The sequence below is a fragment of the Chryseobacterium sp. GM_Chr_2 genome (genome assembly GCF_026540445.1).
Classification (GTDB): domain Bacteria; phylum Bacteroidota; class Bacteroidia; order Flavobacteriales; family Weeksellaceae; genus Chryseobacterium.
On sequence record NZ_JALNUD010000007.1, the window covers coordinates 1 to 12,538 of the forward strand.

Sequence of the window (12,538 nt, forward strand, 5' to 3'; positions counted from 1 at the left end):
CGGCAATAAAGTGCAGGATATGTTGGATTTGGAGGAAAATAAAAATTTGATTGAAGTTGAGTTTCAAATGAATATCAAACCACAGCATTTCAGCTATTCGGCGTATGATGTTCAGGCGGGTGAAAATATTGATTATCAGTCGAATGCTGTTCAATATCAATATAAAGAAAATCCGTTTCAGGCGATGGCGATCAATGCTTCTGAAAGTGTTTACAAAAAGAGATCCGAAATGTTTTACAATCATACCGGAATTTCGAATAATACATCGAGAGAGCTGAAAGATTCGGTGAGAAGGGAGCGCGAAAACCGTGAAAATTTAATTATGATTAAAGGGAAAAGTCGGGATCCGCTGTTGAAAATCGGAGGTTTGGCAAAACTGATCGATATCAATGATAATCCGATGGAAACGTACCGCATCATTGAGCTTAAGCATTATCACGATGGCAATGAATATTATAATGAATTTGTGGGAATTCCGGACTTGGAAAATGCGCCGTATCAGGATTCAGACGCGGTTCCTTTTGGTGAGGAGCAGTCGGCCAGAGTGGTTGATAATAACGATCCTTCGGGTATGGGAAGGGTGAGGGTGCAGTTTCAGTGGCAGGAAAGGAAGGGTGAGAAATCGCCGTGGATAAGGATCATTCAGCCGCATTCGGGAAATGGAAAAGGTTTTCATTTTATCCCTGAAATTGGTGAGGAAGTTATGGTTGGTTTTGAGTCTCAAAATGCGGAAAAGCCTTTCGTGGTGGGCACGCATTATAATGGAAAGGAGGTAAGTTCTTATCATACAAGTGGGAATGATAAAAAGGTAATTCACACAAGATCAGGAACGAAAATTATCCTGAATGATGGGGAAGGAAGTGTTTTTATTGAAGACCCGAGCGGGAATACATATCTCATGGACGGACAGGGAAATATTGAGGTGAATGCACCGAATGATATTACGTTCACGGCCGGAAAAAATATGAACATGAATGTAGGGCAGAATATGAATACGAATGTGGGAATGAATTCTTCGGAAACAGTGGGAATGAACAAATCTGTAGGAGTTGGAATGCTGAGCATGATGACCATAGGAACAGATTTTATCACCAACGTAATGGGCAAAATGGTTGAATATATCACTGGAAATAAGGAAAGTGAAGTAAAAAAAGGATCTACTATTATTAATAACGAAAAAGGAGTTATGGTAAATAGCAATGGTACGATTATTAAGCAGGCTCAGCAAGAAGTGAAAATTAATAGCGGTGAAAAGTCTAAAAATCATTAATTATCAGTAAAGAAACATATATTGGCGGCAAACTTATAGAGAGAATAGAAGGTGATTACAGGATATTATCTGATTCGGACATTCAATATAACTGTAACCTTTTCGAAGTGGAAGGGATTGATAAAGGATTAACCTATAGTAATCCTGAAGATATTGATTTTGGGAATGCTTTTATACCCATAGTTTCAATTGTTCCCAATGGTAAAGACTATGAGTTTAAAGATAAAGATGGTTATTGGAAATTAGATGTTAGAATTGATAATGACAAAAGATCTCCGAAAATGCAAAGAGTAAGATTAGTTTCTACGAAGTCAAAAGTTAAATTAAAATTTAAAGTAGAAAAAGGGAATAAAACAGCAGATGATGATACAGGAATTATAGTAGCAGATATTTATAATACTTCTAACCAAAAAGCAGAATCAAAAAAAATAAAAACGTCTTATGGAAGCAGTTTTGAAATGGAAATTGACAGTTTTAAGGTAAGCCTAATTAAATTTTATGCAGACGATGATGATTTATATTTTGATGGAGGAATATCTCATGTATTCTGTGGAGGAATAAAAATTGGGGACTGTCAGGATGAGTTAAAAATACAGACAACAAAAACTTTAAATCTTACACCCAAGCAGAAAGATATTTTTAAATCTACAGTTTTAGTTGAATCATCTGGTGGAGTCAAAGAATTAGAAGATATAGCGTACATTTATCTTAATTTAGTAAATGATTTAGGGTTTGAAAAAGGTATGAGTAGATCTAATGCCTATCTTAAGAAGCAATTTATGTATAAAGTTCATATGTATCGTTTAGGAAACAAAGAATTTGGTGAAGAGATAGGAGAAATTAAGAAGAATACGGCTAGTTATGGAAAAAAAGTTAGCATTTTTTATGAAGAGTATATTAAAAAAGAAGATAGACAACAGGCTCAGGAATATTGTAAATTTATTGATGAAAAAATTCTCTGCGAAAATCCTAAGACTAAATATCTTGGTTGGCATGGGCAAGGGAATAATGTTGCAGATATGCAAATTAATGATGGAATAAATGGTCAATGGGAAACTGCAAGACAATATTATTGGCTACAAAAACAATGTAAAGTTCAAGAAAAATTAGTTGTAGAACTAAAAGGATTTAATCTGAGAAGGATAAATTCAACTACATGTATTTATCATTTAGAGAAAATTATTAAATATTTTAAAGAAAATCCTAGTAAATTTTCTCATCCTGTTAAAGCAATACCATATGATCCCAATGTTTTATAAAAAAGTTATATCTGTAATATTATTAATACTATTTGTTACTTGTAGCAAAAAAACGTCCCCATTAAAAGATGGGAACAATCAACTATCTGAATTGAAGAGTTTTTTAATGCATAACAAAGGCTATCCAATAGACTCTTTTAGAATAAATCTCACTAATGATAATGTTCCTGATTATCTTTTTTTTGATGAAATGGATTATAATAGTCCTATCTTTTTCTTTGACGGAAAAACAGAAAAAAGTATTATCAATGAAAAAAATATAACATCCCGTTTTTTTAGTTTTGATTCTATATATGTAAAATGCAATAAAAAGGAAATTGGATTATTAATTAAAGATAGTAATGGAGGAAGTGTAGGAGAGAATCGTTATTGTAAAATACTAAAATTTAATCCTTTAAAAAATTCAATAAAAACCATTTTTGAATATCCTAGTCTTGTAAGAAAAGGAGAAAATATAAAAGAAGTGAATTACATACAAGTATCTAAATCTAAAGAAAACTGCGTAGAAACTATTACTATTTTTAAAGGTGAATTATTAGGAAGTATAGAAGATGAAAATTTAAATATCCGTCCAATAAATAAGATTCCACTTAAAATATTTACATATAATCCCCAAGAGGGAATATTTGAGCAAATGAAATGAATGCTTTGTTGTATAAATATATGTACTCAAGTATAATGAAAATACTTATAAAGACCATTTTTCATATAAGGATTGTATACTTCATAAAAAAATTACACGTGATTCGGGATATGTAGCTATTTTAGTAAGGAAGGAAATATATTCAAATTTAATATAGAAAAAAAATATCCCGAAGAAGCAAAAAATTTAGGTAGTGGTACTTCAATAGTAAAAATTGGAGTGGTGCAGCATCACTAACAAATGATAAAACAGCATCTACAAAATTTGGAATATGGAAAATACAAAGAAAATATTAAAATTAATATCATGTATTTTGATTCTTTCTTGTCATGGTAGTTCTCATCCTAAATATTATAATCGAGAAGGGGAACAAATAGCAGCAAAGGATATTTACATTACTAAATTTAACTTGTATAAATATAAAGGAAATATTGTTTTAGGCTCACCGTATGTAATTGTCAGTTCTAATAATGACGAAAAGCTACTAAAAAAGGAAAATGGAATTTTATTACAAGACTCTATCTTTTCTGAAAAAAAGGTTTGTATTACAACGTTAATAAAATTATTGATACTTGTACATATACAGAAATAAGAAAAAATAAAATTTATAAAGATAAAAGTAACATATATTTTAATACATCAACCACCAATAATAATGATGCTTATTTTATAATGGATTTGGATCCTGTCAAGTCTGAAATACTTCCAGGAAGCTATATTAAAGATATGAGAAGCATCTATAGTTTCGGAGGTGTCAATTGTATTAAAATGGATAGCATATTACCTGAAAAATTTACTGTTTTAAAATTAAAAGATACTATATCAAATAAAGTATTCTATCGTGGTATATTTAAGAAAAATCTCTATTGGAACGAATCAAAAATGAATAAAGAAGAACTAAAGAACCTTCCTATCAATCATAAGCAAAAAGATTCATTACTAAAATCCCTCTTTTAATAGCGTTGAAAAATTTTTATGTGGAAAATATTATTTTATGCAATTTTCTTAGTGATCATCTTTTCCTGTAAAAGACAGAATAAAAATTATAATAATACATTTTTAGTAAAGGATGGTGACGGACAAATATTATTTAAAGCTCCCTATTATTCTAAAAGTGCGAATGACAAAAATTTTTATACAAAAAATGATACTGTATTTTTTAAGGTTGTATATACTTTGAATAATGATGAGTTGCCTCTCAAAGATGTTATAGATATTAATACATTTGTCTTGATTCCCAGTACAGAAGCAGAGAAAAAAAAGATCAATAATATTTATTATCAGAATAATCCGTTTTATAATTATTTTAAAGACAAAAATTACGTCTACATATATGATGATAATTCTTCCAAGCCCAGATTTTTTCAGGTAGGTAGTAGTTCGAATTATAATCTTCTAGGAGGAGCTTATTTAGAAGTTAATAATAAAATTTACTGGAGAGGATTAGAGGTTGTAAAAGCCGATATCAATTCATTTAAAGTTATGAAGGTTCAAAAAAACAAATCTGAATGGGAAGCTTCAATTGGTATTGATCAAAATTATTTGTACAGTGGTAATATCATTATGACATTAAAGCAATTTAATGAAAATTACTTGTGGGAAGAGAATCAAAAAAAAAAATTACTAAAAAGATTTGAGAAGTACAGGTAAGGGAAACAAATGTAAGTTTTCTAAAAAAGGCATTAAAGAAGGAATCTAGTTACTTTCTTTATTTTGGAAAAATAATACACCTTTATAAAATTAGAAAACCTTTTCAAAGAGTAAAAGTTTTCATATAGGTGATGAAGTTTTGGTAAATTTTGAAAGTAACAATGCCGAAAAGCCTTACGTTTCGGGAGCGATGTATAATGGAAAGGAAGTCAGCGGTTATGCGACGGCGGATAATCGTTATAAAGTGCTTCATTCCCGCATAGGAAACCGTCTGATTATGGATGATGAAACGGGAGATGTGACCCTGGAAAGTCAGAAAGGGCAGACTATTGCAGTTTTCTATGGTGATGGAAATATTGACATTACGGCGCCGAAGAATATTAATATTTCGGCGGTAGAGAATGTGAGTATAACTGCCGGAATGAATATTACTTCTAATGCAGGCATGAATATTTCTGAAACTGCAGGGACAAGCCATAGTAGTTTTGCGGGTGGTATGATGATTCAGAATGCGGTGGCGGATTATTCTTTGATGGCTGCTAATATTATGGAAGTGGCACAGGGGGAACGAAAATCTAGAGCGAAAGAAGTTACCGATCAATCTAAAGAAAAGAAAATCATATCTGAAAATAAAAACGAAGTTCATACAAAAGGTACTTTTGATAATAATAGTGGTGAAAATTCTAAAATGCATTAAGTTATGGAAGGAGGAAATTACGAGAATAGTTGGAGGTACGAACAGTATTGTCACAGTTATTTATTTACTGATATACAATTCAAAAGTAAAAAATATATATATAATTTTAATACAATTAATTACTATTGGTACTCTGTCCGCAATGGATGACTATTACCTTACCAATCTTATTGTTTGTGTTCCTACATTTTTTATTTTACAATATTTTTTTCTATATCGCTACAATGATTTTTTATGAAAAGTAAAGTTGGTTTGAATAATTGCATATGAAATATGAATAAAAAGAAAATATTCTTGATTTTATTATTCGTTCTTACTTCATGTCACAATGAGTGGGTATTTCGACCAGAGATTCGAGGTACTATATTGAGCTTTGATTCTAATAAGCCATTGTTAAATGCGAAAAATAGAAACAGTACCAATATAAAGTGAACCAGTAGATTATACCACTTCTAAAAGTACAGGAAGATTTATTTTAACCAAAATATCTTCTGAAAGCTGGACTTTTTTAGGAATGGAAAAACCAAAAGGCTCTGCATTAACAAATAAGATAGTTATAAAAGCAGATGGGTATGCAAACGACATTGTGGACTATACAACTTACTCATCTAAAAATAATGTGATTGATCTCGGAGAAATTTTCTTGAAAAGGAAAAATTAATATTAGAAGTTCTATATTGAATCTAATTATTTTTTAAGACGTGCCGCGGCTGAAAAAGATGTTTTGAGTTTATTGTGGTTTAAAAAAATTAAAATATTGTAAAGTTATTATTGTTTTATTTTCCATAAAGAACAATATTATAAGGACACTATATCTAGTATTCAAATTCAAAACGGAGAAAAACAAAAGGGACTTTTTAAAGGTGATACAATATTTATATTAAAGAATAAGGTGAAAGATTCTATTCTTAAAATTAACGGGGACATAATATATTGAACGTATGAAATTATCAAAACAGCTATTAATTTTCATCTATATTTTTAGTATTAATTTATTTGTAAGCTCATGTCAAAAAAATACAATAAAAAGTAAGAATAGAGAAATTGTTGATTATTATAATGGAATAGTGGTAGATGAGAATAAAAAACTCATTAAGAATGTTGAGGTTAAAATGTATACTGTAGATCAGGAGAAGGGAACTATAGTTAAGGATATAAAACCTTCAATAACCTATACAAACGATAAAGGATACTTTAGAATAAATGATAAATCAATAGATATTTTGCATGTCCAAACAGAAACAAAAATGCTTGTTTTTAATAAAAAAGGTTATCAATTAGATAGTGTTCCCACAAATATTGGCACTTCTAGCTATAGACCAAAATATGATGATTTTGAAGGATTGTTTTTCATTTTTAAAACTCCTGATACTGTTACTCTTCATAAATGTACTGATGAGTATCGAAAATTGAAATAATATTATGAAACTGCTACTATATTTTTTTACAATTATGTGCTTTCTCGGATGCACTAGAAAATATATTGTAATGCCTAATGTAAAAGGTAGAGTTTATTCCAAAGTAGATAAAAAACCAGTAAACGGAGTAGGATTTTTTGTAAGTAAATTTGCTGTTAATAATTTCGATACAATCAAAACAGATGAAAAGGGCAGGTTTTTGGTGTTTGGTTGGTTTGAAAATAGTTATTCCAATGTTAGAAAATATGCGCCTATTGTTCAACAAGTTTTCTTTTTGAAAAAGGATCAAACTTATAAATACATCAACGTGAAAAAATATTATAATAAAGAGGATTATAATAAAAAAGATGCAATTGATTTAGGCATAGTTTATTTTGAAGATTTAAAAAGTATAGAAAAAGATTCTATTCCTGAGTAATTTATAATTAAGAAGTTACTTTAAAAGATAAAATGAGAATGGTTATAGCAGAAAGAGATGTTTTAGGCTTAATATAGTTAACAAATAAAACTTAGAATGATTAAAAAAATCTTTTATTTATTCATAGTGAATATTTCATTATCCTGTGTCAAAGATACTGAGAGAATAGGAATGAATTGCTATGTATATGACTTTGATACTAAGAAACCAATTAATGAAGTAAAAGTATTCCAACTAGTAAATGGTGAAGAACAAATAATAGCAAGAACATCAATAAATGGCAATTTCAAGGTAGGAGAAGTAACGAAATTAAAAATTGGAATGGAAAGTCATAAATTGGCAACTCTAATCCTTTTAAAGAAGGAAGGATATGTCACAGATACTATAGAAACATATGGTAATAAAAATGATTTGTATCACGAAGATTCTATATTCCTTAAAAATAATTTATCTATTCAATAAAGTTCAAATCGATCAAACTATTCTCAGGATATGCTTCATTATAATAGAGGATTGTAGATTTTTGCATTTTAAAATATATCATCACACTTTCTACAGTATAAGGTAATGTTATTTCTTTATTATATTGAATTCCATTTACTTGGTATTTTAACTTTATGAAAGTGACAATGTTTTTAGGATTAAAGAATAAAGTATTTTTTATTACATAAAAAGGAACAAAAAGATTAATAAAATCTTGAAAATTAGTTGGATTAGAAGTTTGCTTTTCTTTTATCTTTATTATTGAATTTATCAAATCTATTTTTAATGGAATTCCATTTTTAAGCAAATAATTAATTTGAGATTGCTTTATTTTTTGATCTGAAGTTTTGTTTACATAGTATATCGCAATATAGCAGAGTAATAAAACTGTACAAAAAATTAATAACAGGTAAAAATTTTTCATCGAATGCATTTTAAGAATAAAGATAATAATATTCTCAAATAAAAAAGTCTCACAAAACAATTTGTAAGACTTTGATTTGCAGAGAGGAAGGGATTCGAACCCTCGATACAGTTACCCGTATACTACCTTTCCAGGGTAGCTCCTTCAACCACTCGGACACCTCTCTTTATTCGAGACTGCAAAAATAGAGTATTTTCCCGAATCTGCAAATAATAAATTCAATTACTCGGAAATTTCTCCACAAAGGCTTCTGGCAAAGTTGTCGGCGAAGCTTCCGTGGTAATTCGGGTTGTCGATTAAGTGCATGGCTTTGGTGATCGCGCTTTCCGCAGTAATATCTGTTCCGCTGATGGCACCGATTCTTGAGAAAATGTTACTGTTTTCATATTTTCCAAACGAAATACCTCCTGAAATACACTGACTTACCACTACGATTTCCGTTCCGTTATTTCGGATTTGCTGAAGTGTTTCTACCGTTTTTTCACTGCTGAAAATCGTTCCTGAACCGAAAACCTGAAGAATTAAAACTTTCATCGTTGGAATTTCTTTAAAATGATTCAGATTCATTCCAGGGAAAATTCTCCAAAAAATAATATCCTCCGAAATATGATCGTCTACATGAAATTCAATTCTAGGATCACAACGATGCAAATTATCTTTAATAATATTTAAATGAACTCCAGATTGCCCAAGAATAGGATAGTTCGGGCTTGAATAGGCATCAAAATATTCCGCAGAGTATTTCAATGTGCGGTTTCCTCTCAATAATTTATATTCAAAATAAATCGCAACTTCCTGAATAACTGCATCATTTTGCTCATACAGACTGGCGTAATACAAACTCGTTAACAGATTTTCTTTTGCGTCCGTTCTTAAATCTCCAATAGGAAGTTGTGAACCTGTTAAAATAACGGGTTTAGTCAAACCTTTTAGCATGAAACTTAATGCAGATGCAGTATATGACATGGTGTCTGTTCCGTGAAGAATCAAAAATCCGTCATATTTCTGATAATTTTTATGAATGTAATGAGCAATCACTTTCCATTCCTCAGGTCCCATGTCTGAAGAATCCAGCGGCTTTTCAAAAGGATGAACGAAAACTTCACATTCCATCAGTTTCATTTCGGGCATTTTCTCAAAAATATTTCCAAAATCAAAGGCGCGGAGGCTTCCGGTTTCATAATCTTTTTCCATACCAATGGTTCCACCAGTATAAATAAGCAGGACTTTACGTTTCATTTTTTACTTTTATTAAAGAATTTGAATTTCTTTCAGGTTCAGAATTTCAAAATTACGTTAATTTGCAAAGATTTGAAAATGAATGAAACGCTAATGGCAAAATTGTCTAAAAATTAAGTCATTCCCAGAAATGTTTCATTCAGCTATTGAAAAAAATAACTAAATGCAGAAAGATTTAGAACAGACGTTTGAGTATTTAAAACAGTTTTTAACCGAAGAAAGATTACAGAAAATAAATCATTTTTCTCAGGAAAGTTCAGATTTTGTGCTTCCGGTGGTAGAAGATGTGTATCAGTTCAGAAATGCGGCAGCTATCGTGCGTTCCACAGAAGCCTGCGCGTTTCATAAAGTCGTGGCTTTGCAGGAAGAATATAATTTTGAACCCAATCTTCGCGTAACAAAAGGTGCTGACACTTGGGTTGAAGTGGAAAAACTTCCCCGAAATATGGAATCTTTTCAGAAAATAAAAGACCGAGGATACAAAATTGTTGCTGTTTCGCTGGAAAATAATGCGAAAATGTTGCCTGAATACGAAATTACCGAACCTATTGCCTTAGTTTTTGGAACTGAAATGGAAGGGGTTTCTAAAGAAATTCTTGAGTTTGCAGATGAAACGTTGGCGATTCCGATGTATGGTTTTACGAGAAGTTTTAATGTTTCGGTGGCGGCTTCGATCTGTATGTATGAGCTGAAACAGAAATTGATAAAATCGGGTATTGATTATAAATTGAATAATGAAAAACTCTTAAGATTGAAGATTCTGTGGGCAGTTAATTCAATGAGAAGCGGTCAGCAGATTTTTGAAAAATATCTCAGAGAAAATAATATTGATTGGAAATAATGAAAAAGGAGACTGTTATTAAGTCTCCTTATTTTTATATCAAATTGTAATAATTCCACGCTGCGACAAAGATTCCTGCCGTTTCCGTTCTTAATCTTTGATTTCCTAATGAAACTGCTTTTACATTATTTTCAGCCAAAAACGAAATTTCTTTCTCCGAAAAATCCCCTTCAGGACCAATAAAGAACGTTATATTTTCCAATATTGGAATTTCTTTCAAATCAATTCTTTCTAAATTCTCATGACAATGCGCCACAAAAGTTGTTTCCGGATTAGTTTTCTTCAGAAAATCCTGAATTTTAATAATATCATTAATAACAGGAAAATGAAATCTCAAACTTTGCTTTGAGGCAGCAATAGCTTGCTTTCTCAGTTTATCGATATTAATATTTTTCCTTTCTGTTTTTTCAGTTTGTAAAATGGTAATTTCAGAAATCCCCATTTCCACGGCTTTTTCTACGAAAAACTCAATACGGTCAATATTTTTAGTCGGAGCAATCGCAATATGAAGCTTTGAACTGAAATTTGGTAAGTCTGTCTTTATTTCATAAACCTCAATATTGGCCTTTTTTCCTTCAATTACTAATTTTCCGGACGCCAGATTTCCCTTTCCGTCCGTTACATGAATTTCCTCGCCATTTTTCATTCGAAGAACTTTTACAATATGTTGTTGCTCTTCATCGTTGAGGATTGCTTTTCCGTTATTTATTTCTCCAAAAAAAAGTTTCATAGGTAAAATATTTAGAATCTGCCGGGATTTTATTTAAAAGGATTCTTAAAAGTAAATTTCATTATCGCTTAAAAATGCCACTCCGGTTTTTATCGTCGTGTAAATATCGCCTTCACAATCACGGTAAGTGCATGCATAAATCTCTTCAACCCAAAGATTATTCAGGAAAATAAGATTCAAATATTCTTTTTTTCTTAAATTATTTTTAATCGACAGATAATCGCCTTCTTTTGGTTCATATTCAAAACTAAAAACGTTCTCTGAGTTTATTTTTTCAATAATTTCTTCTTTGATATTCTGAATAAATCCTGTTTCTGAGCCGATCATTTCAAAACCTTCGTCAAACTCGTCAGTAACTTCATTTTTCCCGGTTATCGTTTCTAAAACCCAGTAATATTTTGAATTCTTTTTAGAATGCTTTTCGAGTATTTTTTCTTCTAACAGTATTCTCATAAATCATATTTTGACGTGGCAGAGGTTCTCAAATCAGTAAATTCGCCTCTCTCAAATTTCAATTGTGCCACCATGGCAATCATTGCGGCATTGTCGGTTGTATATTCAAACTTAGGAATATAGATGTTCCAGCCCAATTTTTCGTGATTGTTCTGCATTACTTTTCGCAATTCAGAATTGGCAGAAACACCGCCGGCAATGGCAACTTCTTTTATATTTAAATCTTTTGCCGCTTTTTCAAGCTTAGCCATTAAAATTTCGATAATGGTTTTCTGTACAGAAGCACAAAGATCAATTAAATTATTTTTAATAAAATCAGGGTCTTTTTTAACTTCTTTTTGTATAAAATATAATACAGAAGTCTTGATTCCGCTGAAAGAATAATCGTAATTCTCTAATTTTGGTTTATTAAATTTAAAAGCATCAGGGTTTCCTTCTTTTGCCAGTCTGTCGATAATCGGACCTGCCGGATAATCTAAATCGAAGATTTTTCCGATCTTGTCGAATGCTTCTCCGGCCGCATCATCAGTGGTTTTTCCGATAATTTCCATATCGAAATAATCTTTCACCAAAACAATCATCGTGTGCCCACCGCTTACCGTAAGACATAAAAACGGAAATCTGGGCGGCATAGGATTTGCATCCTCAATGAAATGTGCTAAAATGTGCGCCTGGAGGTGGTTTACTTCAATTAACGGAACATCCAAACTCATTGCCAATGACTTAGCAAATGAGGTTCCTACAAGAAGCGAACCTAAAAGTCCGGGGCCACGTGTAAATCCTATAGCAGAAATTGCATTTTGTTGTATATTTGCTTTGGTTAAAGATTTTTCAACAACGGGGATGATATTCTGCTGATGTGCGCGCGATGCCAGTTCAGGAACTACACCGCCATATTCTTTATGGATTGCCTGAGTCGCAGCGATATTCGAAAGAATAGAATTTCCCTTGATGATAGCTGCGGATGTATCGTCGCAGGACGATTCAATACCTAAAATTATAGAGTCGCTCAT

At 31.2% G+C, this 12,538-nt stretch carries 17 protein-coding genes and 1 tRNA gene; 12 read left to right on the forward strand and 6 right to left on the reverse strand.

The window, feature by feature from the left end; translation table 11 throughout:
- The 11 genes from OXQ85_RS11885 to OXQ85_RS11935 all read left to right on the forward strand — a co-directional run.
- On the forward strand, positions 1-1,270 hold a 1,270-nt coding region (locus OXQ85_RS11885; protein ID WP_267404857.1), incomplete at its 5' end, for a phage baseplate assembly protein V.
- A 107-nt stretch (positions 1,271-1,377) separates the two neighbouring features.
- Positions 1,378-2,529, forward strand: coding sequence for a hypothetical protein (locus tag OXQ85_RS11890; protein ID WP_267404860.1), 1,152 nt, complete (start codon positions 1,378-1,380; stop codon positions 2,527-2,529).
- A complete protein-coding gene (locus OXQ85_RS11895) occupies positions 2,510-3,172 on the forward strand; it encodes a hypothetical protein (protein ID WP_267404862.1) in 663 nt (220 codons plus the stop codon). The genes OXQ85_RS11890 and OXQ85_RS11895 overlap by 20 nt, the downstream gene beginning before the upstream one ends.
- A gap of 271 nt (positions 3,173-3,443) precedes the next feature.
- The gene (locus OXQ85_RS11900; protein WP_267404863.1) at positions 3,444-3,764 is read left to right on the forward strand and encodes a hypothetical protein; all 321 of its coding nucleotides are present in this window, start codon (positions 3,444-3,446) and stop codon (positions 3,762-3,764) included.
- Positions 3,713-4,129 carry a DKNYY domain-containing protein gene (locus tag OXQ85_RS11905; protein ID WP_267404864.1) on the forward strand — a complete coding sequence of 139 codons (417 nt, stop codon included), beginning with the start codon at positions 3,713-3,715 and terminating at the stop codon, positions 4,127-4,129. The genes OXQ85_RS11900 and OXQ85_RS11905 overlap by 52 nt, the downstream gene beginning before the upstream one ends.
- An 18-nt stretch (positions 4,130-4,147) precedes the next feature.
- Positions 4,148-4,822 carry a hypothetical protein gene (locus OXQ85_RS11910; protein WP_267404865.1) on the forward strand — a complete coding sequence of 225 codons (675 nt, stop codon included), beginning with the start codon at positions 4,148-4,150 and terminating at the stop codon, positions 4,820-4,822.
- A 139-nt stretch (positions 4,823-4,961) separates the two neighbouring features.
- Positions 4,962-5,519, forward strand: coding sequence for a hypothetical protein (locus OXQ85_RS11915; RefSeq protein WP_267404866.1), 558 nt, complete (start codon positions 4,962-4,964; stop codon positions 5,517-5,519).
- A gap of 514 nt (positions 5,520-6,033) precedes the next feature.
- On the forward strand, positions 6,034-6,180 hold the full coding sequence (locus OXQ85_RS11920) for a hypothetical protein (RefSeq protein WP_267404867.1): 147 nt from the start codon (positions 6,034-6,036) through the stop codon (positions 6,178-6,180).
- Between the two features lie 280 nt (positions 6,181-6,460).
- Complete coding sequence (locus OXQ85_RS11925) at positions 6,461-6,937, forward strand: hypothetical protein (RefSeq protein ID WP_267404868.1); 477 nt, start codon at positions 6,461-6,463, stop codon at positions 6,935-6,937.
- A 70-nt stretch (positions 6,938-7,007) separates the two neighbouring features.
- Positions 7,008-7,355: a hypothetical protein gene (locus OXQ85_RS11930; protein WP_267404870.1), complete on the forward strand. Its 348-nt coding sequence runs from the start codon at positions 7,008-7,010 to the stop codon at positions 7,353-7,355.
- Positions 7,356-7,451: 96 nt separating this feature from the next.
- Positions 7,452-7,817 carry a hypothetical protein gene (locus OXQ85_RS11935; protein ID WP_267404871.1) on the forward strand — a complete coding sequence of 122 codons (366 nt, stop codon included), beginning with the start codon at positions 7,452-7,454 and terminating at the stop codon, positions 7,815-7,817.
- On the opposite strand, the gene OXQ85_RS11940 is transcribed toward OXQ85_RS11935, so the two are convergent.
- The 3 genes from OXQ85_RS11940 to OXQ85_RS11950 form a co-directional block, all read right to left on the reverse strand.
- Complete coding sequence (locus tag OXQ85_RS11940; protein ID WP_267404872.1) at positions 7,807-8,262, reverse strand: hypothetical protein; 456 nt, start codon at positions 8,260-8,262, stop codon at positions 7,807-7,809. The genes OXQ85_RS11935 and OXQ85_RS11940 overlap by 11 nt on opposite strands.
- Before the next feature lie 79 nt (positions 8,263-8,341).
- Positions 8,342-8,428 (reverse strand) — tRNA-Ser (locus OXQ85_RS11945).
- A 56-nt stretch (positions 8,429-8,484) separates the two neighbouring features.
- On the reverse strand, positions 8,485-9,501 hold the full coding sequence (locus OXQ85_RS11950) for an asparaginase (protein ID WP_267404873.1): 1,017 nt from the start codon (positions 9,499-9,501) through the stop codon (positions 8,485-8,487).
- 163 nt (positions 9,502-9,664) lie between these two features.
- On the opposite strand from OXQ85_RS11950, the gene OXQ85_RS11955 reads away from it, so the two are divergent.
- Positions 9,665-10,342: an RNA methyltransferase gene (locus OXQ85_RS11955; RefSeq protein WP_267404874.1), complete on the forward strand. Its 678-nt coding sequence runs from the start codon at positions 9,665-9,667 to the stop codon at positions 10,340-10,342.
- Between the two features lie 34 nt (positions 10,343-10,376).
- Here the strand turns inward: OXQ85_RS11955 and OXQ85_RS11960 are convergent, their stop codons facing one another.
- Genes OXQ85_RS11960 through tsaD form a run of 3 tightly spaced genes read right to left on the reverse strand, consistent with a single transcriptional unit; the run spans position 10,377 to position 12,538 of the window.
- Entirely contained in the window at positions 10,377-11,072 is a 696-nt protein-coding gene (locus OXQ85_RS11960) for an RsmE family RNA methyltransferase (protein WP_267404875.1), read from the reverse strand.
- 45 nt (positions 11,073-11,117) lie between these two features.
- Entirely contained in the window at positions 11,118-11,525 is a 408-nt protein-coding gene (locus OXQ85_RS11965; RefSeq protein ID WP_267404876.1) for a hypothetical protein, read from the reverse strand.
- The gene (gene tsaD, locus OXQ85_RS11970; protein WP_267404877.1) at positions 11,522-12,538 is read right to left on the reverse strand and encodes a tRNA (adenosine(37)-N6)-threonylcarbamoyltransferase complex transferase subunit TsaD; all 1,017 of its coding nucleotides are present in this window, start codon (positions 12,536-12,538) and stop codon (positions 11,522-11,524) included. Before tsaD ends, OXQ85_RS11965 begins: the two co-directional genes overlap by 4 nt.

What these genes read in the sequence shown, in the direction of transcription:
- OXQ85_RS11895 (WP_267404862.1), top strand. Translation starts at nt 2,510, where the DNA reads ATGATCCCAATGTTTTATAAAAAAGTTATATCTGTAATATTATTAATA.
- OXQ85_RS11900 (WP_267404863.1), top strand. Translation starts at nt 3,444, where the DNA reads ATGGAAAATACAAAGAAAATATTAAAATTAATATCATGTATTTTGATT.
- OXQ85_RS11910 (WP_267404865.1), top strand. Translation starts at nt 4,148, where the DNA reads ATGTGGAAAATATTATTTTATGCAATTTTCTTAGTGATCATCTTTTCC.
- OXQ85_RS11920 (WP_267404867.1), top strand. Translation starts at nt 6,034, where the DNA reads ATGGAAAAACCAAAAGGCTCTGCATTAACAAATAAGATAGTTATAAAA.
- OXQ85_RS11925 (WP_267404868.1), top strand. Translation starts at nt 6,461, where the DNA reads ATGAAATTATCAAAACAGCTATTAATTTTCATCTATATTTTTAGTATT.
- OXQ85_RS11930 (WP_267404870.1), top strand. Translation starts at nt 7,008, where the DNA reads ATGCCTAATGTAAAAGGTAGAGTTTATTCCAAAGTAGATAAAAAACCA.
- OXQ85_RS11935 (WP_267404871.1), top strand. Translation starts at nt 7,452, where the DNA reads ATGATTAAAAAAATCTTTTATTTATTCATAGTGAATATTTCATTATCC.
- OXQ85_RS11940 (WP_267404872.1), bottom strand. Translation starts at nt 8,262, where the DNA reads ATGAAAAATTTTTACCTGTTATTAATTTTTTGTACAGTTTTATTACTC.
- OXQ85_RS11950 (WP_267404873.1), bottom strand. Translation starts at nt 9,501, where the DNA reads ATGAAACGTAAAGTCCTGCTTATTTATACTGGTGGAACCATTGGTATG.
- OXQ85_RS11955 (WP_267404874.1), top strand. Translation starts at nt 9,665, where the DNA reads ATGCAGAAAGATTTAGAACAGACGTTTGAGTATTTAAAACAGTTTTTA.
- OXQ85_RS11960 (WP_267404875.1), bottom strand. Translation starts at nt 11,072, where the DNA reads ATGAAACTTTTTTTTGGAGAAATAAATAACGGAAAAGCAATCCTCAAC.
- OXQ85_RS11965 (WP_267404876.1), bottom strand. Translation starts at nt 11,525, where the DNA reads ATGAGAATACTGTTAGAAGAAAAAATACTCGAAAAGCATTCTAAAAAG.
- tsaD (WP_267404877.1), bottom strand. Translation starts at nt 12,538, where the DNA reads ATGAGCGACTCTATAATTTTAGGTATTGAATCGTCCTGCGACGATACA.